This is a genomic window from Polynucleobacter sp. UK-Gri1-W3 (genome assembly GCF_018881595.1).
In the GTDB taxonomy this organism is placed as follows: Bacteria; Pseudomonadota; Gammaproteobacteria; order Burkholderiales; family Burkholderiaceae; genus Polynucleobacter.
The window spans coordinates 97997-121363 of the sequence record NZ_JACVQA010000006.1 but is presented as its reverse complement, the minus strand read 5'-3'; the positions used below and the strand labels follow the sequence as shown (position 1 = coordinate 121363).

The 23367-nt window shown below is 42.9% G+C and carries 25 protein-coding genes; 7 read left to right on the top strand and 18 right to left on the bottom strand.

The window, feature by feature from the left end; translation table 11 throughout:
• Nucleotides 1–33 precede the first annotated feature (33 nt).
• Nucleotides 34–609 carry a histidine phosphatase family protein gene (locus ICN36_RS05840; protein WP_216227432.1) on the top strand — a complete coding sequence of 192 codons (576 nt, stop codon included), beginning with the start codon at nucleotides 34–36 and terminating at the stop codon, nucleotides 607–609.
• A 2-nt stretch (nucleotides 610–611) separates the two neighbouring features.
• Here ICN36_RS05840 and ICN36_RS05835 read toward each other — a convergent pair whose 3' ends face one another.
• Nucleotides 612–1301, bottom strand: coding sequence for a cupin domain-containing protein (locus ICN36_RS05835; RefSeq protein ID WP_216227431.1), 690 nt, complete (start codon nucleotides 1299–1301; stop codon nucleotides 612–614).
• Nucleotides 1302–1453: 152 nt separating this feature from the next.
• Between ICN36_RS05835 and ICN36_RS05830 the strand changes: the two genes are divergently transcribed.
• Nucleotides 1454–2149, top strand: a complete 696-nt coding sequence (locus ICN36_RS05830; RefSeq protein WP_216227430.1) for an SDR family NAD(P)-dependent oxidoreductase — start codon at nucleotides 1454–1456, stop codon at nucleotides 2147–2149.
• 86 nt (nucleotides 2150–2235) lie between these two features.
• Here ICN36_RS05830 and ICN36_RS05825 read toward each other — a convergent pair whose 3' ends face one another.
• The 5 genes from ICN36_RS05825 to ICN36_RS05805 form a co-directional block, all read right to left on the bottom strand.
• A complete protein-coding gene (locus ICN36_RS05825) occupies nucleotides 2236–3126 on the bottom strand; it encodes an alpha/beta fold hydrolase (protein WP_216227429.1) in 891 nt (296 codons plus the stop codon).
• Nucleotides 3127–3526: 400 nt separating this feature from the next.
• Entirely contained in the window at nucleotides 3527–3835 is a 309-nt protein-coding gene (locus ICN36_RS05820) for a hypothetical protein (protein WP_216227428.1), read from the bottom strand.
• Between the two features lie 5 nt (nucleotides 3836–3840).
• Nucleotides 3841–5049, bottom strand: coding sequence for a DUF1501 domain-containing protein (locus ICN36_RS05815; RefSeq protein ID WP_216227427.1), 1209 nt, complete (start codon nucleotides 5047–5049; stop codon nucleotides 3841–3843).
• Entirely contained in the window at nucleotides 5046–6509 is a 1464-nt protein-coding gene (locus ICN36_RS05810; RefSeq protein WP_216227426.1) for a DUF1800 family protein, read from the bottom strand. Before ICN36_RS05810 ends, ICN36_RS05815 begins: the two co-directional genes overlap by 4 nt.
• A gap of 86 nt (nucleotides 6510–6595) precedes the next feature.
• Nucleotides 6596–8041 carry a DASS family sodium-coupled anion symporter gene (locus ICN36_RS05805; RefSeq protein WP_216227425.1) on the bottom strand — a complete coding sequence of 482 codons (1446 nt, stop codon included), beginning with the start codon at nucleotides 8039–8041 and terminating at the stop codon, nucleotides 6596–6598.
• Between the two features lie 360 nt (nucleotides 8042–8401).
• Here ICN36_RS05805 and ICN36_RS05800 point away from each other — a divergent pair, with 360 nt between their 5' ends.
• Nucleotides 8402–8605 (top strand): hypothetical protein, encoded by a 204-nt coding sequence (locus ICN36_RS05800; protein ID WP_216227424.1) that lies wholly within the window; start codon nucleotides 8402–8404, stop codon nucleotides 8603–8605.
• Between the two features lie 163 nt (nucleotides 8606–8768).
• Here the strand turns inward: ICN36_RS05800 and ICN36_RS05795 are convergent, their stop codons facing one another.
• A complete protein-coding gene (locus ICN36_RS05795; protein WP_216227423.1) occupies nucleotides 8769–9185 on the bottom strand; it encodes a CHRD domain-containing protein in 417 nt (138 codons plus the stop codon).
• Nucleotides 9186–9337: 152 nt separating this feature from the next.
• On the opposite strand from ICN36_RS05795, the gene senB reads away from it, so the two are divergent.
• The gene (gene senB / locus ICN36_RS05790; RefSeq protein ID WP_216227422.1) at nucleotides 9338–10294 is read left to right on the top strand and encodes a selenoneine biosynthesis selenosugar synthase SenB; all 957 of its coding nucleotides are present in this window, start codon (nucleotides 9338–9340) and stop codon (nucleotides 10292–10294) included.
• A gap of 11 nt (nucleotides 10295–10305) precedes the next feature.
• Here the strand turns inward: senB and egtD are convergent, their stop codons facing one another.
• From egtD to ICN36_RS05740, 10 genes are all read right to left on the bottom strand, one after another.
• Entirely contained in the window at nucleotides 10306–11238 is a 933-nt protein-coding gene (gene egtD, locus ICN36_RS05785) for an L-histidine N(alpha)-methyltransferase (protein WP_370623432.1), read from the bottom strand.
• Nucleotides 11239–11267: 29 nt separating this feature from the next.
• On the bottom strand, nucleotides 11268–12011 hold the full coding sequence (phnE, locus tag ICN36_RS05780) for a phosphonate ABC transporter, permease protein PhnE (protein ID WP_255531257.1): 744 nt from the start codon (nucleotides 12009–12011) through the stop codon (nucleotides 11268–11270).
• Nucleotides 12012–12058: 47 nt separating this feature from the next.
• A complete protein-coding gene (locus tag ICN36_RS05775) occupies nucleotides 12059–12886 on the bottom strand; it encodes an ABC transporter permease (protein WP_216227420.1) in 828 nt (275 codons plus the stop codon).
• Between the two features lie 2 nt (nucleotides 12887–12888).
• Nucleotides 12889–13674, bottom strand: coding sequence for a phosphonate ABC transporter ATP-binding protein (locus ICN36_RS05770; RefSeq protein ID WP_370623431.1), 786 nt, complete (start codon nucleotides 13672–13674; stop codon nucleotides 12889–12891).
• Complete coding sequence (locus ICN36_RS05765) at nucleotides 13671–14543, bottom strand: putative selenate ABC transporter substrate-binding protein (RefSeq protein ID WP_216227419.1); 873 nt, start codon at nucleotides 14541–14543, stop codon at nucleotides 13671–13673. Before ICN36_RS05765 ends, ICN36_RS05770 begins: the two co-directional genes overlap by 4 nt.
• Nucleotides 14544–14582: 39 nt before the next feature.
• Entirely contained in the window at nucleotides 14583–15623 is a 1041-nt protein-coding gene (gene selD, locus ICN36_RS05760; RefSeq protein WP_216227418.1) for a selenide, water dikinase SelD, read from the bottom strand.
• 59 nt (nucleotides 15624–15682) lie between these two features.
• A complete protein-coding gene (locus ICN36_RS05755; RefSeq protein WP_216227417.1) occupies nucleotides 15683–16834 on the bottom strand; it encodes an SUMF1/EgtB/PvdO family nonheme iron enzyme in 1152 nt (383 codons plus the stop codon).
• 38 nt (nucleotides 16835–16872) lie between these two features.
• Nucleotides 16873–17472, bottom strand: a complete 600-nt coding sequence (locus tag ICN36_RS05750; RefSeq protein ID WP_216227416.1) for a DsbA family protein — start codon at nucleotides 17470–17472, stop codon at nucleotides 16873–16875.
• A 42-nt stretch (nucleotides 17473–17514) separates the two neighbouring features.
• Nucleotides 17515–18069: a demethoxyubiquinone hydroxylase family protein gene (locus ICN36_RS05745; protein ID WP_255531256.1), complete on the bottom strand. Its 555-nt coding sequence runs from the start codon at nucleotides 18067–18069 to the stop codon at nucleotides 17515–17517.
• 76 nt (nucleotides 18070–18145) lie between these two features.
• The gene (locus ICN36_RS05740) at nucleotides 18146–18706 is read right to left on the bottom strand and encodes an Rrf2 family transcriptional regulator (RefSeq protein WP_216227415.1); all 561 of its coding nucleotides are present in this window, start codon (nucleotides 18704–18706) and stop codon (nucleotides 18146–18148) included.
• 504 nt (nucleotides 18707–19210) lie between these two features.
• Between ICN36_RS05740 and ICN36_RS05735 the strand changes: the two genes are divergently transcribed.
• The 3 genes from ICN36_RS05735 to ICN36_RS05725 all read left to right on the top strand — a co-directional run bounded on the left by ICN36_RS05735 (nucleotide 19211) and on the right by ICN36_RS05725 (nucleotide 22869).
• Complete coding sequence (locus ICN36_RS05735; protein WP_216227414.1) at nucleotides 19211–19537, top strand: hypothetical protein; 327 nt, start codon at nucleotides 19211–19213, stop codon at nucleotides 19535–19537.
• 243 nt (nucleotides 19538–19780) lie between these two features.
• A complete protein-coding gene (locus ICN36_RS05730) occupies nucleotides 19781–21220 on the top strand; it encodes a glycine betaine ABC transporter substrate-binding protein (RefSeq protein WP_216862044.1) in 1440 nt (479 codons plus the stop codon).
• An 86-nt stretch (nucleotides 21221–21306) separates the two neighbouring features.
• Nucleotides 21307–22869, top strand: a complete 1563-nt coding sequence (locus ICN36_RS05725; protein WP_216227413.1) for a cryptochrome/deoxyribodipyrimidine photo-lyase family protein — start codon at nucleotides 21307–21309, stop codon at nucleotides 22867–22869.
• Between the two features lie 47 nt (nucleotides 22870–22916).
• On the opposite strand, the gene ICN36_RS05720 is transcribed toward ICN36_RS05725, so the two are convergent.
• Nucleotides 22917–23297, bottom strand: a complete 381-nt coding sequence (locus ICN36_RS05720; RefSeq protein ID WP_216227412.1) for a VOC family protein — start codon at nucleotides 23295–23297, stop codon at nucleotides 22917–22919.
• Nucleotides 23298–23367 lie beyond the last annotated feature (70 nt).

Sequence of the window (23367 nt, the reverse complement as noted above, 5' to 3'; positions counted from 1 at the left end):
TATTCAATACAAAAAATCAGCGAGACATTTGCCATGAATTTCATCAATATCTTGATCTCTACATTAGGGAGTATTGCGTTTGGTCTTTTTCCCCTGCTGGCAAACGCTAATTTAGCGAGTGACTTAAATGACGGGCAGCATGTGCTTCTCATGCGACATGCAGATGCCCCGGGCTACGGTGATCCTAAAGGCTACCAACTAGATAAATGCTCTACCCAGAGAAATCTAGGGGACTACGGGAAAAAGCAGTCTGTTCTGATAGGAGATTGGTTAAAAAATCAGGGCATTACTTCCGCAAACGTTATTAGCAGTCAGTGGTGTCGATGCATGGATACGGCCAAGCTCCTGAATATAGGGCCTGTACAGATTTCTCCAGTCCTGGGCTCATTCTTCGATGACATGAGTCTTGAAAAACAGCAAACAAAAGAGCTGGAGAAATTGATTCAGTCCAAGCTTAATAGCAATAACAAGGCACCGCTGATTCTAGTAACCCATCATGTCAACATACAAGCCTACACAGGGAAAGTTGTTAACGTAGGGGATATGGTTTTGGTAAAGGTTAACAAGAATGGGCAGTACTTATCTCACCAGATTTATCCCAGCCCCTAACTCTAGTAAGAAGCTCGCTTAGTACCGTTGCTATCACTACCCTCTTGTAGATGCCCAGTTTTTACAAAGATAATGCAGCCCTCTTTACTAAACGGTTGATGTAAGCTCATATGAGGGCTTCTGATCCAAGATCCAGCCGGATATCGCCCATGCTCATCTTCAAAGACTCCATCCACTACAAAGATTTCTTCACCACCATAATGCTTATGGGGATTGAAATACGTTTGAGGCGCCCAACGCACTAAGGTTGAGCCGCTACCCTGCTGCATGAGTGGCATCACATGAAGACCCGGAACCATACCTTGGTACCAAGGAGCAGTTTTGGTATCAATGACCTCTCGCACCACTTGATCTGAGCCAAGATGACGCAACTTCACAAAAAGAGTGCAGCCGGACTTACTAAATGGAGCATGAGAAGAACCTGGGGGATTCATCAGATAAGTACCGGCAGGGTAATCACCAGTCTCATCGCTAAATACCCCCTCTAAAACCAAGATCTCTTCACCGAATTCATGGGTGTGGGTTTTAAATTGAGTTCCCGGTTGATAGCGCACGATTGAAGTCGCTTTTGCAACCTCATCACCGATACGATCAAGCATGCGTCGCTCAACTCCTGGCTCAGGACTGGGGGCCCAAGGCAAGTCATGGTGGTTTATGACAATTCTCTTGCTGTAATCGGAGTTAATATTCACTTGGACTATTTCATATATATGCAAACATCCCTAAGCATAGCAAGCTAATGAGATAAGTGCTAAAAGACAAGGATGTGTGCATACCCTTTTGTGCGAACTGCGCTAAAGTCTCTTAAATACCTTGAAATTACTGATCGCTTTGAAAAGAGACCATGAGCTTACTTCCCAATCCATTTAGCGCCCTTATCATTGGAGCATCGGGAACTATTGGCTCCCATTTTGTAAAACTTCTGGGGGGCAATCCATCTTGCTCCAAAGTCATTGGCATTCATCGTAATTCTCCCAATGCAATTGACTACCATCATCCCGAGACTATTGAAGCCTCTGCAAATAGTCTGGCTGAATTAGGCCCATTTCAATTGATCATTAACACTATTGGGGCATTGCACTCAGAGCAATGGATGCCTGAAAAGAAATTGGATGATTTAAATCCGACCCAATTAACTGAAATGTTTAATACCAACACCATTGGTCCTGCATTAACCATTAAGTACTTTTCTAAAATCTTGGATCCAAAGCACAGTGTCATGGCAACACTATCCGCCAAGGTGGGCAGCATTGAAGATAATCGACTCGGCGGTTGGTATAGCTATAGAGCCTCTAAAGCTGCACTTAATATGATCATCAAAACAGCATCGATCGAGTTTGCAAGAACGAAACCCAATATTGCTTTGATTGCCCTTCATCCCGGTACCGTCAACTCTGGGTTATCACAACCTTTTCGTGGGCAGCAAATCGGCAGGGATCCTCTAGAGGCAGTGAACGACATGTTTAATGTCCTTGCGAATGTGAAGAAAGAAGATTCAGGTAGCTTTCTGACTTATTCCGGTGAAAAATTACCTTGGTAGAAAAGCGACTTAGAAATTTCTCCCTAAGCCTATGATTTCATTGGTGACTCTATCAAGCCTCTATAAGACCGAGGCGTTCCTTGAATTTATTTCTTGAGTGTCGATAAAAACTGCTTAATTGATTTATTTTGAACTTCATTTTCATTTAGCGTTGCACCCGCTCCTGATAAATGACCCATAGGCATCACATCATTAATCGCGACATACTTAACATTAGGAATGTATTTTGCAGATTCTTTTGCATCAGACTCTGGATTTAATAAGTCTCCAGTACCCGCGAGAATCAGCGCCCTTGCTTTAATGGATTTTAAAGCAGTGATCGTATCACCGTTGAAACCTTTTGTTTGACCAATATCATGGCGGTCATATGCGCGTGATTGCCAAATCCAATCGTTTGCATCCATACGTTTCCAAGATGCGTCTTGAAGCTTATTCAGAAAGTTGATTTCTGCCTCAGGTGTATTGAATTGCTGGTTCTGATAAGTAGGTGTTCTGACAATCACGCCACTCAACCATCCTGCCCATAGGCGCATCCCCTTTTCAACCGGCTTGTCATATTTACCTCCTTGGTAAGTTGGGTCAGTCATGATGCTCTGCCTAAGCATCTCAAGCACCCCTGTAGTCCAGGCATGTGTTTTTGCTAGCGGAATAATTGGAACGACTGACTGCATTGCATTGGGATAAGAAACCGCCCATTGCAAAGCTTGCATACCACCCATAGAAGCACCTACTACTGTCACTAACTTGGTAATTCCAAAATACTCAGTGACTAAGCGATATTGACTATTGACCATATCCCGAATGTTAAATTCCGGAAAACTCACATTTGCCTGTGTTTGACTATTGGAAGGGGAGGATGTCAATCCATTACCAATAGCATCAGTACAAATGACAAAGTATTTATCAGTATCCAATGCCTTACCAGGGCCAATGAGGTAGTCAATCCGATGGTGATTGCCGCCAATCGCGGTCACCATCAAAATAGCGTTTGATTTATCTACATTTAAAGTTCCCTGCGTTGTTTAGGAAATTTTAAAATTCTCGATTGTTGATCCATTCTCAAGAGGAAAGTTGCCCTCAGAATAGGTTTGATGAACCGGCTCTGCATCTTTATGCGCAAATAAACTGGTAGAGCAAAATGTCAGCGCTAAACATACGCCAAGAAAATGTAATTTGATCTTCATAAGTCTCCTTTTGTTATGGAAAGATCTTACATTAGGGCCAATATGCTTGCACACTCACGCCCTGGACGTGACCCAAAAGACAAAACCTCCATTATTTATGATGAGAGTCTGTTTATCTGGTGAACCCACCAGGACTTAACCTGGGATCAGATGAATATGAGAGTAGCTATCTAAAGAAAACTATGTAATTTAGCTAATCAAATGTAAAACGTTTTCGCAAGGTCGCATTTCCACCAGCCGCACGATTGGTTGAACCACCATTTCCATTGATTAATAAACTAGTGTCTTTTGGTGGTGATTTGTTAGGAGGACTTGAAGAAGGTAAAGTAGTCTGGTTTGCATTAGCATCTTCTTCATTCTTAGAAGCGCTGTGTATCACAGTGTTATTTTTTTGAACAGGAAATACTCGTGCTTTATCAATACCCTCTACTTCATCATTTGCCAATACAAATTGGGTGAGTTGAAAAAGAAATAATATAGTCGCTAAAATTCTAATCATCATAGTTATTACACTTTTTGATAACTAAAGGCTTGATTTAAAAACTTTTGATAATCCGTTGTAACCGCCAAATCCACCCCTCGATCTAATGCGCCAGTACTTAGGCCGGGCCACTCACCCAGAACTTGACCACCTGGAACATTGCTTCCCAATATGAGCCCCAGTGATCCATGACCGTGATCAGTTCCATTGCTTCGATTGCTACGCAAACGCCTTCCAAATTCTGTCATCACCACCAAGGTATAGGGCTGTCTTTTTGCCTCCATATCTTCAGCAAATGCCTTAAGACTTGTGCTGAGATTCTTAATCTGCCCATTTAATCTTCCGGGCTGATTTTCGTGAGTATCCCAACCGGGCTGATCTACCCATGCATACTGAAGACCAACATTAGCATCAATTAACCTAGCAACAGAACGTAGGCCGACACCAGGATCGGCATTTGGATAGGATGTTTTTCCAGCGCCCTCATATGGCAATGGCTTAGCAAGCCCCTTACCAAGGGTTTGGTTAATAAAATCCAAATTACTCAAATGGTCTTTCATCCAGGGAGCAGAAACTGAGCCAGAATCTACATTACACAATGCGCTAACTGCGTTAAATCCCCCCGTGCCATTTGGTAACGCAATTCCATTTTGGATATCTCGCACCGCAATGGCTCTATGGGCACCCTGCATCGATCTTGGCGAATTATTATTTCCTGCAAATAAAGGTAGTGAGTTTTTGTGAAATTGATTTTTCGAAATAACTTGTCTAGCCATCCAACCCAAATCATCAGGCAATGTATTTAAAGAACTAACCCCGCGCTCTATGATTTCTTGGGCCTCAAAATGGGAGCGAGTTTCATCCAGAATTCCGAGTGCTGGCCACGCAATCAATTTGCGATCTACAAACAGATCATTTAAGGGCGCCGCCTCAGGATGCCAATACAAAGTAGTACCAGCCAACTCAACTCGTCCGCCACTAACCTCCGTTGAAAACCGCATTTCTGGCGGTCTTGCGGCTAAGAAGTTTGTATCATTAAGCGGGGACAAAATAGATAGGCCATCGGCGCCTCCCCGCAAAAATACAACAATGAAGGGATGAGACATTTGTGGGGCAGTCAATACACCGCCTGACTTTTTTAGATCTTGAGAAAAAGCAACATTGCCAATTCCAGCAAATGAAGTGGCTAAGGTAATTTTTAAAAATTCACGTCGGTCAATGGAATGAAAGTTCATATCCGCTCCCCCGCAAAAAAATCAGGCTCAATTGCCTCAGTTTGAAAGGAGGGGGCACAAGCGAGATAACCAACCATTCGCCTTGCTACTTTTATATCGCCAACACGATCTGAGTTCGTCAATCCCTGGGATCGAATCAGAGCTTGGGATAAATCTGGCCTAGGTTGACCAAATAATGGGATCTCCCAGCGAGATAAAAGCTGACTATATGAAGGGTTTGATGAAAGATTATTAAATGGATTCCATTCACCAGTTCCCCACCAATTTTCAGAGAGTCCCTGAATCAACACCATTCTCTGCCTCAGGTATGCGGCGGATAAATTCCATTGCAATCCATCTGGTGGCCCTTCAGGCGAAACCCAACCATATAGGGCTGGCCCCGCAGATTCCACTTGAGCCATGATTTTTCCTTCAGAGATGTCAAATGGCAGATTTACTGCATTAATGAAAACTGCAGCAAGGCGCATGGGTTTTCTAACTTTCTGGCGACCCTCCTTGGGAATGGATGAAGCAAGGTTTGCAATATGTTTAGAAAGAAGACTTAATTGATTCGGCGCATTTCGATGTTCTATAAATACCGCTTGCGCACTTTGAATCATTTTTTCTGAGGGTTCATCATTAATCATTCGTTTGATTAATTTACGCATAAGATGATGTGCTGTAGCGGGATGAAAGGCACATAAATCCAATACTTTTTTACCATCTTTCATGGGGCCGCTATAAGCATCAAATTCAGTAGCCAGAATTCTTTTCTGGTAGTTGTCATGCCATGATTCCAGGTAAATGAACTGTCCCGTCTTCGGGAGATTTTGTCCACCACCAATACCAGTGCCGTCCTCCACCGTCCAACCAGTAAATGCCCTAGCAGCTTCATATACATCTTGATCTATATAACCCTTAGGCTTACCTTGAGATGCCCCAGGAACCTCTCGCCATTGGGCATATAGATTATTTAAATAAGCACCTCGTCCTAGCGTGTGAAGCTCAAATAATTCTCTTGCGTAATTCTCATTTGCACTCCCTGCGCGAGAACTTTTGTTATTTAAGTAATACAACATACAAGGATGAGTTGCGGTCACTTCAAGAAATTGTCGGAAATTACCAAAGGCATTCTTACGAATAACCTCATATTCCCAGTGAGGCAAAAAAGCACCTACATTTTGCTCATAACCATAAACAGAGAAATGATCTCTCCAAAAACCAATCCACTCCTCTTCCCAATAGCTTTTCGCTTGAATCGCTCCTAGCAATGCTGCAGCCTGGACTTCTTTTCTGGGGCGAGATCTTTCGGGTGGAGGCATTAATTCGTCCTTACCCGTGTATTGAAATAAAGTGGGAATACTCGCTTTTAGTAAAGTGAGCGGCTTTAATTCATCAACCGCAGGATAGTCTCTACCATCCCTAAATTTCCCTGCAGGATAGCGCTCCCGAAGAAGCACTTGATTGATATCAATATTCAATTACGGCGCCTTTTTACAAACGGACAATTCAGTATGCAATAAAACACGGCTTAGTAATTCCATTACCACCCAATTTAATGAAATTACTAACGTAAAAATACTAGCCACGGATAAATAATACCTATCAACCCGAGGAAAAAAACCATTCCAAAAATTAGGCCAAACTTCCAGAAGTCAGTTTTACCAATGTAACCACTACCGTAGTACAAAGGAGCAGGACCCGTTGCAAAAGGGGAAATTACCCCCATCAAACCCAGGGAGTAAAGACACAAGCAGGTAAGAACCGTCATGTCTATACCGGGGATTCCTTGTCCTACCGCAAGCACGACAGGCAGCACAGCGGCTGCATGAGACGTGATACTAGAAAATCCGTAATGAATCCAAAAAAATAGGCTCACCAAAAGCAAGGTAGCTATCGTTGGGGAAATTCCATCTAGGTGCTGAGAAACTCCTGTCGCAAGCCATTTAATAAAACCAATTTCATTGAGTCCAGAGGCTAAAGTGAGCAATGAGGTGAAGTAAAAGAAGACTTCCCACGCGCCTTTCTCGCTCACGATATCGTCAAATGTAATGACGTTCAAAAGAAGCATCAGGGAGATGATGACAAAAACAACCATCGTTGGGTTAATAAAATTGGAACCTAAAAAGGGTAATGTGATGTCAGGATTAGAGCCTGTAATCCAAAGAAGCATGGCCAATATGACCAAGACTGACATTGTTTTTTCATTCCGAGATAGTGAGCCCATCGCTTGGAGCTCGCCAAGCGCCCAAGCCGGAACCTCTGGACTCTCTTTGATTTCTGGTTTGCAAACTAGATATCCTAGAAGCGGAACCAAAATGAGTAGCAAGATACCTAATGGTGCAAATCCAAAAAACCATTGCGACCATTGAATATCAAGGCCTATCGTTTTTTTAGCTATACCTAGAGCTGCAATATTTGGCGCTAAAGCAGTCAAGAACATCGAACTCGTGACAGCAGTCGCGGCAAAGGCACACCACATGATGTAAGTACCAATTTTCTTTGCTGTAGGCCCTGGCTCTGAGCCATAAATATGGGGGATGTTGCTGACAATCGGATAAATAGTTCCGCCACTTCGTGCCGTATTTGAAGGGGTAGCAGGTGCAATAGATGCATCAGCTAATGTGACAGCATATGCAAGACCAATCGTTTTTTTACCCATAGCCTTGACGAGATGTAAGGCAATGCGCCTACCAAGACCACTCTTTCTGTAGCCTATAGAAAAAATAAATGCGCCAACAATTAACCAAACAGTACTTTCAGAATAGCCTGATAAGGCCCAGCGCAATGCTTTGTTGGGATCTTTTTCAATAAAACCAGAAATTGCAGCGAGCGTTAGGCCAATAAGCCCCACTGCAGCCACCGGCATAGATTCCACAACCAAACCAACAATCACAGCAGCGAAAATGGCGAAGTAATGCCATTGATTATTCTCAAGCCCAGCAGGAGTGGGACAAAAATACAATGAAAAACCTACAACGAACGGAAGCCAGAATCGCCAATTTTGCTTCATTGTGCCCCTACCTTTTTATATTCGTTGATATCCCATTATATGGATGGCTATTGATCGGTATATAAGCGTTAGTACGAAGGCAAAACCCCTGCCATTATTGATGAGGGTTTACTTTACTGATGGGCCTACCAGGACTGAAATCTAGGGCCGAAGGATTGTGAGAGTAGACATCCAAAGAAAATAGCTAGAATTTCAAGAGCTCACATTGCCTGTTTATTGGTGTGTAACTTTTGCATCGCAAAAGAACTCATCCTGAACCCTCCGGAGCATAAGTGAAGATACTATTACTTCATTCTCCTAAAGCAGGTTACGCTGCAGTCTATTGAGCAATTAGATCCAATTAACATCGGCGACATTAAAGTGATAACGATAGAACATAATTCGAAAATTCATGAATTTAAGACACTGGATGAAGCCATGGGATGGGCTAAGCAGCTAGGTGAGTTTGTGACGATTAAATTCAATGGACTGGAGATTGCAGGCAAGTTTGGGGTAGACGGCATCACTAGCGGTAAATTCCCAAATGGTGAGCCTTATACATGGAAAAAACGTCGGAGATATTAGGGCTCTGATTAATTGACACTTTCTGCGCGACTGGACGCTTAATTATCTAATCACGAGATCCCTAAGTCGTGAGCGCTATATAAAGTAGCGCTCAAAAAAACCACCCGAAGGTGGCTTATACAATTCTTAGTTACATGAGGCTGAGGATGCAGCTATATTCTCATTACTTAAGCTGCGCCCTAATTTCACCAGATTTATTTGTAGCGCTATGAACATTGAGATAAAGATTTCCGCTCTTCAGGCTTTGGATCTGAGCCTCGGTTAATTTAGCACCTACTGGAGCCGACCACACATTTTCTGCAGTTTTACTAAATGGAACAATTACCGGGCCATTTTGACCCATAGGGGCTTCGTGAATATGCGCCATAGTCCCTTCCATACCCATGGTAGTGATGGTTCCGGATACAGCGCCATCTGGAGCAACCATAATTGAGCCCACTCCAGATGCGGAAGTCATGACTGGCGGCACCTCTTGGGCTCCGGTTAGAGTTACTTTCATAGACTGGGCTGACACACCAAATGAGGCAATCCCAACACCTAATAAAAAAGCAGCTTTAGCAAAAACATAATTAATCTTCATCTACATCTCCAATCGGGTTAGCGAATCCTCAGACTATCATACCCACAGGCATAAATCATGACAATTGATTCGCTTTATACGTATCTTTACCATTTGCCCTAGAATCACTTAGTACATAACTTTTATATCTAGGCAAACCCGGATTTATTGACTTGAAACTGCGTATTGAAATCGTAACGCCTGCACCCCCCGGCACCCTTCACGGAAACCGTATTACTGCTTTACGGTGGAATAAATTCTTGTTACGCCTCAATTACCAAAGCGCTATTACAGAGCAATGGTCTAAAAAGCCATGTGATGTTCTGATTGCACTGCATGGGCTACGAAGTCATGACTCTATTCAAGGGTTTAAAAAAGCTTACCCCAATCATCCAGTCGTTTTAATCATGACCGGAACAGACATCTACCGAGACCTAAAAAACTCCACTAAAGTTATCAAGTCAATGGAGATGGCTGATGCGATTGTGGTTCTTCAACCAGATGCTATTCAATCCTTGCCTAAGCAATTTCATCATAAAGTCCAAGTGATTTACCAGTCAGTAAAAGGTGTCACTAGAAAATCGCCACCAAAACGTCATTTTTTAGCCAGCATCATTGGCCACCTGCGCTCAGAAAAAGATCCTTTTTGTGCTGCGCAATGTCTGTCCCACTTGCCCTCAAACAGCAAGATTCAGCTGGTACAACTCGGCAAGGCAATGAGTTCGGAGTTTAAAAAGCAAGCACTCTCTATTGAAAAAAACGTGAAGCGTTATCGATGGTTAGGCCAGCTGAGTCACTCTAAGACACTACAGTGGCTCTCTCGCTCACACGTGATGATAATCTCCAGCGTTATGGAAGGTGGCGCCCATGTGGTGTCTGAGGCCACTTCTATTGGCATCCCCGTAATTGCATCAGATATTCCAGGTAATCGCGGCTTACTAGGAGATACCTACCCCGCTTACTATCCAGTAGGCGATACACTTGCTTTAAGCAAACTACTAACCAAGGCTGAAACCAATCCAGCCTTTTATCAAAAATTAAGTAGGGCGATTGCTTTGCGACAGAAGATCACTAAGCCAGAATTAGAGCAAAAATCTATTCAAAAGCTCATTAAAAGCCTGATTAAATAATCAATCAGGCCCTATGCTGTCGCATAAGCAACTAAAAAGTAGCAATTTGAATCAGTCCAGGAATGTACAGCTTTAAAACCAGCACTCATTAAAAGAGATTCAAATTTTTCTTGCGTGTACTTATAGCTATTTTCAGTATGAATAAACGCACCGCTATCAAAACGCCTTTCACCACCGGGGAACGAAACTAATTGACTCCGAGTGGATCGAAGATACATTTCGATTCTAGCAAGTTGCTCATTAAAAATTGCGTAGTGTTCCCAATACTCTAAATTGAAATCGGTTTTAACAAGACGATTCAGGTGCAAGAGGATATTTTTATTGAAAGCGGCAGTAATTCCAAGAGAATCGTTATAAGCTCGAGATAGAACTTCGTGACCCTTAACTAGATCAACGCCGATCAATAAACCCCCATCACCCTGGCAAACTTTCACAATATTTTTGAATAGCCCTAGCGCAGCATCTGGGTCAAAATTTCCAATAGAAGAGCCTGGATAAAAAAAAGTTTTCTTTCGACCTACCAAATCAGGAAACGCCATTTCTTCGTGTAAATCACAGGTTTGTGCCTGCATCTGAATTTGTGGGAATTCTTTTTGCAAGCCTGAGATTGCTTGCTCTAAAAATTCTTTTGAGATGTCTAGCGCCCGATATTCTTTGGGCAATAAGGTATCAAATAATGCACTACCCTTTTCACAGTTACCAGCCCCTAAGTCCAATAAAACATCGCACTTTCCAATCGTCAAAGCCATTGCTTCGCCATATTGCGCCATGATTTGTTTTTCAGTTCGGGTTGGGTAATACTCCTCCAAAAAAGTAATTGCCTCAAATAAGTGAGAGCCAATCTCATCATAGAAAAACTTTGGTGATATCGCTGGCTGCTCTTGCAAAAGACCAGCAATAATTTCATCAGTTAATTTTTGACCGGACAATTTCTCTTGACTCACTTCAATATTCCTTTTTCATATTACCTAATTTAGCCAAGACTGTGCATTTGTACTCTACGGAGTTTATTGCTAATCATGTCTACACCAATGACTAATACCAGCATTGCTATGATGACTGTTGAGGCTTGCTGCTCATGTAATAAAGAGAGTTCGTAGTACAGAATTTGTCCAAGACCCCCTGCACCGACAAATCCCAATATCGTAGCCATACGTATATTCATTTCCCAACGATAAAGGCTATAAGAGAGTAGTTGAGAATAGATCCCTGGCAAAGCCCCATAAATAAATGCTTGAGTGTTACTTGCCCCAGCCAATCTCAGCGCTTGAGTTGCTTTGGGAGAGTGATTTTCCAGGGTTTCGCCAAATAAACGCCCTAGCACTCCTGTGGTGTGCAAGGCGAGCGCTAGGGTTCCAGCAAATGGTCCTAAACCTACTGCTAGTACCATTAATACCGCCCAAACAAGCTCTGGCACCGAGCGCAAAAAATTTAAGAAAAAACGGGTCACCACTTTTGCGCTATGACCAAACTGTCCAGCTGCAGGTAGCGCTAGAAAAAGGCTCACAATTGCCGCTAATAAAGTGGCTAAGGCAGAGATGGCCAAGGTCTGCAATACACCACTCCACACCTTCTGCAAAAAAGATGGCGAGAGATCTGGTGGAAAAAAGCGCGCTGTATAAATAACAACATCACTCATAGCTTGTTTAGTAAACAAAGCTAGAGGATTAAATGAAAGATACACAAAGCTCACCACAATAAATAGCGCAATCAGCATAAGCGTAATGAGACACTTTAGACAAAATTCGCGAGCAGGATAGCGGTTCATGCGAGTTGCCGACGAATAATGAGACTGATGTAGTCAGCGAGTAAAACAAGCAGCAAAAATACGATGAGAATGGTAGATACTTCACCACCGTTGAGCATCTTCATTGACTGGTCCATAAGCTGTCCTAGGCCACCAGCACCTACAAAGCCCATGACAACCGAGGCCCTAACTGCGCATTCCCAGCGATAGATTGTGTAAGAGGCTAGCTCTTGTGAGGCGCCTGGCAATAACCCATATAAAAATGCATTGATACGGCCGCTACCTAACATTATTAGCGCTTTAGCGGGTAGGGTGTTTTCAGTCTCTAAGATTTCGGAATACACTTTTGCGAGCATGCCACCATAGGTAATAGCAATTGCTAGCACGCCTGCGATTGGGCCTAAACCAAACACTCTCACCAACAGCAAGGCCCATACAATTTCTGGAATACCTCTGAGTAATAACATCAGCATTCGGGCAAGATATCTACCAAGTTTTGCAACGCGGTGACCTGAGGCAGGGCCAATACGCGAAATCGATAGACTATAAGTGATGATGAGGCCCAGTGGAATTGCCATCAGCATTGCCAGAGCAATGCCTGCAGTTGCCATGGCTAAAGTCTCTAAAGTAGCCTTAAGCACTAGCACTAAAAATGATGCCTGAAGATTGGGCGGAAAAAACTGAATTAAGAAGTTGGTAAAAACTTTGAGGTTGCTAACTTCAAATAATGCAAATACATCAAACTGCGCCAATTGCATCATTGGCCATAAAATCGTTAATGCAATACACGTCACCAAAATACGCTTGAGCGCATCTGGATCCCTAAAATAGACCACTCTTTCCATGGCTATGTATTTACACTACCTTGCTTTGGCAGAACACCATGCTCAGATGCATACAACTGCTGTAGCAAACTTTCATTCACTTCAGATGCCGGTAAGTCAAAAAAGACTTCTCCATACTTCAGCCCAATGATTCTTGGGAACCACCGTAGGGCAATATCTACCGCATGAAGGCTTGCCACAAAGCAAGCATCTCTGGTACGAGCATCCTCTAATAGACGCTGAATTGTTAAATCAGAAAGGACAGGGTCCATAGCTGAGACTGGCTCATCAGCCAGCAATAAATGAGGCTTTTGGTACAGCACACGTGCGACACCCACTCTTTGCAATTGACCTCCAGACAGCTGGTCACAACGATCAAAGAGGCGATCCACGAGATCGAGTTTTTGCAGACACAACTGCGGACCCGTAATATCTACCGGATAGATTAATGACAGAAGAGATTTCCAGAGCGGCCATTGACCAAGACGGCCGGCCAAGACTGCGGTAATCACTCTTTGTTTTGGTGGAATCGGAGCTGCTTGATGTACTAAGCCTATTTGAGAGCGTAAACGGCGTAATTGCCCTTTTGAAATCGCCCATGGATCAATACCTAATACTGATATCGATCCAATACTAGGACGCAGTGAAGTCGCTATCAAGTTAAGCAAGCTCGTTTTGCCAGAGCCAGATGATCCAATAATCGCAATGGATTCACCAGCTGAGGCGCTAATGTTGATATTTTTTAGAGCCTCTTTGCCATTGCTATGACTAAAACTAACTTGCTTAAATGCAAATGCTATTTTTTTCACTTAATCAAACCAGCACCAATTGCAGCCTTTTCAATTTCATCGTAGTTAGATGATTTAGTAGGAATATATTTGCTAGCCCTCTGAAGGTCCATTAATTCTTTTTGAGCAGGATCGTTAGCATTTAGCTTTAAAAAAGCATCGCTAATTTTTTTAGTTACCGCCGCATCCAAACCACCTCGTACGGTCCAGTTGTAATCATGATACGGAGGCGTTGTATAAAGAACTTTTACTTTTTCGGTATTAGGATTTTTAGCATCTGACAATTTATCCCAAACGGATGCATTTAAAGCGCCAGCATCTGCTTTACCGCTAGCAACAAATGCGACTGTTGCGTCATGGGCTCCAGAAAAAGCAATGCTCTTAAAGTCTCTGTCTGGGTTAATGCCTGCCTTCATTAGATAAAAACGCGGCATTAAATGGCCTGAGGTAGATGATGGTGAACCAAAGGCAAAGGTCTTACCTTTTAAATCAGTCAAAGTCTTTGCCGAACCAGCCTCAGGAACAATAAATTTACTCGTAAATTTTTCATCTTCAAGACGCTGAATGATTGGCTTGACGGCGTCATTCGTACGAATTTTTGCTTGAATATAGGTAAACCCGCCCAACCATGCCATATCGATTTTATTTGTTGCCAGTGCTTCAACAACTGCGGCATAGTCTGTTACAGGCGTGAATTCGACTTTCATACCCGTCTCTTTAGAAAGATATTCGCCTAAAGGAAGAAATTTTCTTTGTAACTCAGTTGGTGATTCATCCGGAATCGCGGAGACACGTAAGACGGCTTGCGCCTGAGCTGGAAGCGTGAACATGCTAAAGCAAAGCGTTGCTAAAACAAGGCCGAGTGAAAATTTCAAAGTGTTTAGTTTCATATTGTTTGGATACTTTCTATTGAATTAAAGAAGTAGAGCTTAGGCCACAGAAACGCCTGAGCCCTGTACAAATTGACCTATTTTTTGAGCATGTGCAAATCCATCTGCTCTGAGAATTTCTAATACCTGCTCAGTCGCTTCTGGGCTACAAGAGATTAATAAACCACCACTAGTCTGGGGGTCGGACAAGAGGTTTTGCTGCCACTCATTCAAATGAGAGGCCATCTGTATTTCATGACCATAACCCAGCCAGTTACGCGGTGATGCGCCAGTAAAGATACCTTCTTTTACCAGCTTGACCGCCTCAGAAACTACTGGAATAGAGTCCCACTGAATCTGAGCTGAAAGCTTTGCTCCACGGCACAGTTCCAATAAGTGCCCTGCTAAGCCAAACCCTGTCACATCCGTAAGCGCATGCACACTATCGAGTTGGGATAGCGCGACGCCAGGTTTATTCAGCTTAGTCGTTAAGGCAATCATCTCCTGATAAGCAGAGTCAGAAAGCTGCTCTTTTTTCAGCGCAGCAGAAAGAATTCCTACACCCAAGGGCTTGCTAAGGATGATGCTATCGCCTAACTTTGCACCACTATTACGCTTTAGTTTTTTAGGGTCTACTACGCCAATGGCAACCAAGCCATAAATCGGTTCTACAGTATCAATCGAGTGGCCACCGGCAATCATGATGCCGGCTTCTGCACAGACCGATTCACCACCAGCAGTGATCTGCTGAATCACCTCCAAAGGAAGAACATTAATTGGCATACCTAATAGCGCCAGTGCAAATAGAGGTTGCGCGCCCATAGCGTAAATATCTGAAATCGCATTTGTTGCCGCAATACGCCCAAATTGATACGGGTCATCGACAATCGGCATAAAGAAATCTGTGGTCGCCACGATCGCTTGATGTTCGTTGATTTGATAAACAGCGGCATCTTCATTGTTATCAGACCCTGCCAGTAGTGCAGCAGGTATCTGGCGAATAGGGGAAGATTTCAGAATATCGCTCAAGACACCTGGAGCAATTTTGCAACCACAGCCCCCGCCATGAGAGAGGGAAGTAAGACGACCGTTATATGTCATGTTGAAGAACTCAATTTAAAAGTAAGAAGATGGCAGCTAAGTATGTGAGCTTACCTAATTTATGCCAAACAGGTGCGAAAGCCGCAAAAAAAGTCACTGCGGGAAGGTATGTAAAAATTACGGAATTGGGAGCGACGCAGATAGTCAGGGGTATATACACTCCAGCCCTTCAAAACCCGATGCCTGCTATCAAACCATGGGGCCGAATAATCTTGATAAGGATCAGGGCTAAAGCCCTCAAAAGGCTTAAAAATACTGCTAGTCCACTCCCATAAGCTAGATGGTTGCCATGACTCACGCGCTGCTGTCATTAAGACGCTAAGCTCATTTTCAGTAGGGAGCCGAACATCCTTCCATAAACAATACCGCTCAGCATTATGGGCAGAGATATTTCTTACTGAAGCATTGAGATCCAACTCTCGCCACTGATCAAAAAATCGCTCAAACCAAGTATTACCCTCTTTTTTCCAATACGCAGGTTGATGCTCTATAAAGCTTATTCCTGCATCATTTAAAGATCTTAAAAACTCTAAATATTCACCGTTGCTAACTGCATGACTTGAAATTGAAAAATTGGGTACTAATACCTCATGCTGCCATTTCTCATTATCAAAAATAAAGCCTGTATTTGGTGCAGACCCAAGTTTAAATTGACACTGAGGAACATGGATATATCTTGACTCAACATCATTATGTTGGTCTTGACTAGCCTTCAGACCTTGCTCAAGAGGCCAGACGTAACCTAAAGATTGCCACATATAAGCAAACGCTTCATTGTGCATATCTTCATGATAAAGAGCCAACTGGATAAAGTAAGCCTGCTCAGGACTCAAGATTCCAGATCTGAGGATGGCAAGTGTACGCTCCACCACATCCGAAAAGTAATTCATCAAGATATCGATAGAAGGTATTTGTACCTGCCAGCGAGCATCATGAATCATTTCAGAAGAATTAAATAAAGCATCTGCATGGGCTAAAAAGGAAGGATTAGATTTCACCCCTTTGCGATGAACCCAAAATTCATGAAACCAAATCAGATGGCCAAACTCCCAATGCGGGGGATTTAATCCGGGCAATAAGGCGACCTTTTCCTGGCCATGATCAAGCTTACCAATGATGGTTTGTGTCATGTGAGTCGAGCGCTCTAAATCCATTAGAAGCTTACTTGGCAATGGCCAAGGCTCGTAGCACAGATAGTCAAACTGTGTCATTTAGATTTAGAAAATGAAGATCATCAATATCGCCTGCACTACTTAGGCAAGATCTCAAGTAATTCTTCAAGGGTTTTATACCCCGTTATAGGCATGAAACTTCGAGGTGAAAAATTCTTCTCACCAATAAGCATTGCCGGTAATCCCTGAAACCCATACGTTTTAAACTCTTGCTCATCGGCCATGACCTGCTTAGTCAATTTACCATTATCGAGTGCCTGCCTCAGCTGCTGGATGTCTAATCCTACTTTAGAGGCAATCTTCATCACTACTTCTTCACTGCTGATATCAAGTCCACCCAGAAAAAATGCATCAAATAAAGCCCTAGCCAATTTTAAAGATAAGCCCTGAGAATTAGCGAAGTAAACGCTCTCCTGTGCAAGCCAGGTATATGTTAAAAAAGTTGGGACTAAAAACTCAAGACCCTCCTTTAAAACGATAGGCTCAGATTTTGCTGTCTCAAAGTTATCTTTATAGGATTGCGAGGGTGTCACTTGTCCCTCTACTGGGATTAACTCGAATGCTCGCCACACAATTTCTAATCTGCCTTGATACTTGGCTTGTAGATTTTCCAGAACGATGGTTTGAAAATAACAATATGGACACTCAAAGTCGGCCCAAATCTGGATCTGAATCATTACTTCGCTACCTCGGCTAATCAACTATTGCAATCATATTCTTTAAATCTGCCTAGCCAATAAAACAGCCTTTGCAGAACCGCTACTAACTAAAGCGCACCAAAATCGTAAAATTACTGACACAGGGGCTAAGCTCTTTAATCTTGCCTCATTTTTATGAGCAATCTCATCATCCTGGCATCGTACCAATAGCTCCAGCAATTTCTCATGTTCACCTTGCTTTCGGAGATAGTCAATTTGCTGTTGATAATGGCGTTCTACAAATGTCTCCACTGCGTCAATAGTTGCATAGACCGCATTTCTGCCGAATAGTGCCGGTATTGCACCAGTAAGCCAACCTGCAATACGCCAAGGAACTAGCAAATGACTGCGATACCTTTTCTGTAGAACCGATTCGATCAACTGTAAATGCTCAGCCTCAGTAGCGCCATGGTGCCGAGCAAAGTCAATAAGCTCCTGCTCTTTACGAAATGTAGCTACCGCGATGATTCCTTTATAGATATAAACCGCACCTGTCTCACCAGCGTGATCAGAGCGTAATTCTCGCTCTAAGTATTTTGAATAAACCGGAGGGTTTTGCATAATCTTAGCAATCATCTCAAGTAGGCCTTGATGTAACTGATTACTTCATCGTAAAACCGTATGATCTGCTTGATAAATCGCATGTTGATTATTAAAGGTAATTACTAAAGTCGAAAATTGAATTAGGTCCCAGCTTTTCTGCTACTTGCATCTCTGCTTTTGTAATCACAACAGTCTGCGTATCCCACTTGGCTCTTTCCAGCAAGGGCTTAATTTGATATTTTTGTGAGTCCCATACTGGCAAAATTTGCATTGGAGCAGGCTGAGTTCTAATATTTTTCCCTACCGAATTAGCGGTAATTTTCGATAAACAATCTCGTAGATACATCTCAAAAGAATCTATCATTTCTTTTGCCAAATCATTCATAGAAATTTTTCTGGACCTTGTATGGTTAACCGCTGAAAACACATCTCTGATTGTCATACTTTTCGGGTCTTTGGCTAAAAAATAACCTCCCCTGCGACCTTTGGCAGCACGAATAAGGCAGGCCGATCTGAGAGTAGAGAGTAGGATCTCAGTCCGACTTAACGAAAGATGCTGACGCTTGGCAATATCAATGGCTCTGACGGGCACTCCAAATCGTGAATACGCCGTAATATCAATTAAGGTGTTAATGGTTTGTTCAAGAGATTTGTTGATGTACTTCAGCATGACAACCCCCACTTAGATAGGCAATTCAATAAGGACAGCTTAAAAAGAAGTCGCCCGGAGGCGACTTAAGGACCTTAAATGCAGGTCGGAGACAAATCTGATTTTGTACCTATTAGGGTTTTTACGTATAAAACTACTAATAAAGGGGTTTTTACCAGCCTGCAAGGTGAATAAAGGCGGCGCATACTGACTAAGTATTAACCCTAATGCTTAGTCAAAGGAGTTTTCAATGTTGCGACTCAAACAATTAATAAGAAATTTGATCCTAGTTTCACAAGATGCTCACAGGGCTTACGCTAAGCGTTATTTAAAACACCTTTTAGGCTCCTAGTTAGCCTCTTGAAGGCCGTCAAACCTACCCCTTAACGATATGCCATCCAGGAAGATTAAACAGTTAGAGGGTGCAACTCTCATTGAAGGCGCTTATTTAGAAGCCAATAAACCATATCTTGTTATTCATGAAAGAATAGTCAATAACCAGATTGAATGAAAAGGAAAAATAGTATGTCAGTGTTTCGTAAAGCTCTTTCTTTAGCCTTTCTATTGATAACGGCTAACTCGACTTATGCTCAAGCAATTTCAAAAGACTATCAAAAGAATTGTGCAGTTGAACAAGTGGCAGAGCATAAAGGTACAAAAGGTAAAGCCCTTACTGAAGAGGACTTTTCAGCTTACTGCGCCTGCCAGGCAGAATTTATCTCTAAAAATGCTAGCAAGTCACAAGTAAACGAATTAGTAATGAACCCAAAGGCTAAGCCTGAGTGGCTAAAGACAATTGAATTAAAAGCCATGAAATCCTGTCTCTCGGTCGACTCGAAGATGAATACTTAACAAATTAACAAAAGTTGTCAGAGTTACTGCTTCATTAATACCTGGCCCTGACAAAGATGATATTTTTCCTGATTCAAAACTGTCATCTGTTGAATTACCGGCTGAGCATAATAAGCTAAAGGCTTATATGATGAAATTTTGCATTTTTAATGGAAATAATCTCGTTTGTATTTCACTAAGTACATCCTCTCTTTTTGGATTAGGCTCAGCTTATATTTTGGTCTAACTATAAGCTGCTGCGTATTGGCTCAGCCTCTAGAAAAAACAACCGTAGTTGGCTCAAAACGGTTTACAGAAAGCTATGTCATTGGAGAGCTTCTGAATCTCACATTACACGATGCAGGAATAAAGGCTATACATCGCCAAGGCCTTGGTAATACTGCGATTGTTATTCAAGCGCTAAAGACAGGTCAGATTGATGTCTACCCAGAATACACCGGTACTATTTTACGAGAAATACTAAAGCGCCCAGAAACCCAAGCTTCAATAGATGAGCTTAATACATGGCTCAAGCCTATGGGTTTAAAAGCGGCGATACCACTTGGATTTAACAACACTTATGCCCTTGCCATCAGGCCAGAACAAGCGAGTAAGCTAGGCATAAAACGGATCAGTGACATCACAAATCTATCAACTGAGCAGCAATCCACACTTCGAATTGCCTTATCTCCAGAATTCAAAACCAGAAGTGATGGTTGGTCTGCACTTATTCAGACTTACGATCTCAAAATAAAACCTAAAAAAGTGCTGGAGCATGGCCTGGCCTATGATGCCCTTGTTCGTGGGGACGTCGACATTGTGGATGCATACTCGACCGATGCAGCAATTACGAAAAATAATCTGACTCTATTGGAGGATGACAGACAGGCATTTCCACGATATGACGCAATCTTATTAATGCGCTCTGATTTTGATGAGAGGCCTCTACAAAAATTAGCGGGAACATTAAATGAAGCAACAATAGCAAAACTCAATAATGCGGCTGAGTCCGGCATCAGCTTTGAAATTATTGCCCGTGGATTTTTAAATCAATCTACCCATGATCAACCGAGTCCTAGAAAGCTCTCAAGATTTTTTAAGTTACTTTTTGGCCCAGATTTTTTTACCGCACTCCGAGATCATGTTCTGTTGGTTTCGATTTCTTCAGTTATGGCTCTTCTCGTTGGAGTTCCCCTTGGAATTGTTGCATACCGTCGACCCCAATTTTCGACATGGATCCTAGGGGCTGTTAGCATTTTACAAACGATACCCTCTCTTGCATTACTAACTATTTTGATTGCTGCATTAGATCAAATAGGGGCTGTACCAGCCGTTCTGGCTTTATTTATTTATGGCCTTCTACCAATTGTGAGTGCTACCCACATTGGCTTAATGGAGGTTCCAGCCACCCTAAAAGAAGCAGCCTTGGCTCTTGGTTGCAATGAGCGAAAATTATTGCTTTTTATTGAGCTACCTTCTGCTAAGCCAATCATCATGACCGGCTTAGCATCAGCTACTGTGATTGGCGTCGGTACCTGCACTCTTGCAGCATTAGTAGGCGCTGGTGGCTTTGGCGACCGTATAGTAGCCGGGCTTGCTGTGAATGATCAAGCCCTAATGCTTGCTGGCGCCATACCGGCCGCTATTCTAGCCCTGCTCGCACAAGCTGTCCTGACCCCCAAACGCAAAGCTTTAAATAAGTAATTGATTGCCTTAACTTTGCGCTACAAGGAAAAAACTAACTTAATCGTCTAACATCAATATCAATTCATCTTCTCTACTGATTAATTATGAGTTATCAACTGGTATGGTTTAAGCGTGATTTGCGCTGTGAGGACCATACCGCTCTTCTCGAGGCTGCAAAGATAGGGCCAATTCGCTGCATTTACGTGCTTGAGCCAACGTTATGGATGCAGCCTGATGTTGCCCTCCAACATTTTGAGTTTATTCGGGAGTCCCTTCACGACCTCGATACCCAGCTTCGTTTACGCGGCGGCACTATCGAAATCCATGTAGGTGAAGTTACTGAAGTGCTAAATAACATCTGGGAAGCTAATCCTTTTCAGGGTTTGCATTCTCATCAGGAAACTGGCAATGGATTTACTTATTCAAGAGATCGAGACGTTGGCAAATGGTGTCAGTCTCGCGGCATTTATTGGGGTCAACATGCCCAGTTTGGAGTTATTAGAGGACTAAAAAATCGTAATGAATGGCATGCTCATTGGCAAAAGCACATGGAAGCGCCTTTATGTGAACTGCCACCCATTCGATTTTGGAAAGCCCCGCTCTCTAGCATGCCAGTGCCGAACCCCAGCGCTCATTATCTGACGCCGTCTACTATGAAGGCACCGGCACACCTAAGACATAATCCACCATTGAGGCAACGCGGCGGAAGATCGCTTGCACTTAAAATACTGAATAGTTTTTTAAAGCAGCGCAGCATGTGGTACCGAGGTGGAATTTCATCACCTTTATCAGCGCCAGATGCATGCTCCCGATTATCTGTGTATCTGACCTATGGATGTCTTAGCATCAGAGAAGTAGTGCAAGCAGCAAATGAAGAACTACTGCAAATGCCACCCGATGCCAGTAGAAGAAAATCAGGTTTAACTGCCTTTATGAGTCGTTTGTATTGGCATTGTCACTTTATTCAAAAGCTGGAGAGTGAGCCTGAAATCGAGTGGCGAAATATGCACCGTGGATATGATGCATTACGTGAGAATGAATTTAATGACGATTACTTCAATGCCTTGAAGGATGGTAAGACGGGTTGGCCTATGGTGGACGCCTGCGTCATGATGCTACGTGAAACAGGATGGCTGAATTTTAGAATGCGTGCGATGCTAGTCTCGGTTGCGGCCTATCCACTTTGGCTACACTGGAAACCAGTAGGAGATTGGTTAGCCACTCAATTTTTAGACTATGAGCCCGGAATCCATTGGAGTCAATTGCAAATGCAATCGGGTACAACCGGGATCAATGTAACTCGTGTTTATAACCCGATCAAGCAAGCACAAGACCATGATCAAAAGGGCTTTTTCGTTAGAAAATGGCTTCCCCATATGCGTCAAGTACCCGACACATGGCTTTTTGAGCCTTGGAATATACCTCAAGAAGTACAAAGCAGCATTGGCATTGAGATTGGTAGAGACATTCCCCAGCCATTAGTAGATATTGCTGTTGCCACAAAGCTATCTAAAGATCGCTTGCATGCTAGACGCAACCTATCGGAGGTTCAGGCTGGAAAAAAATCAGTTGTCGATAAACATGCTTCTCGAGCAAGCAGGGACGTACGTAAAAAATCTACAGCTAAAACTACAGAGGCAAGCTCACAACTTACCCTTGAGTTTTAGCTAATCTCGCCAAATCCACCGAACCCACCCCAAAGCGAAGCAAGCTTTTATTTCGGCGGCCTATGCATTGCGCAGATTTTATTGCCAGCAGGATCTCTGAGCCAAGCAATATATATAGTGCCGGCGACACCCTCTCGGTAGCCTGGATCACCTTCACAGGAAGTGCCACCATGAGCAACACCGATGGCATGGAATGCATCTACATCAGCAATTGATTTAGCGCTAAAGCCAATTGTGCCGCCATTGGCATGAGTAGCTTCGTTACCATCAATAGGCTTAGTAATAGCAAAGACTCCACCAGGACCGCGATAAAAGTATTTGTCATGACTAAAGCTCCCAGCTTTGATACCCAAAGCTCCTAGAGCAGCATCATAGAAGCCCCTTGAAAATTCTAAGTCATTTGCGCCCAACATAATGTGACTAAACATGATTCTTCCTATTAAGTTAATTAAATGAATTAACTCATATAAATTGACTTTATGCTCACCCTTGCTTGCC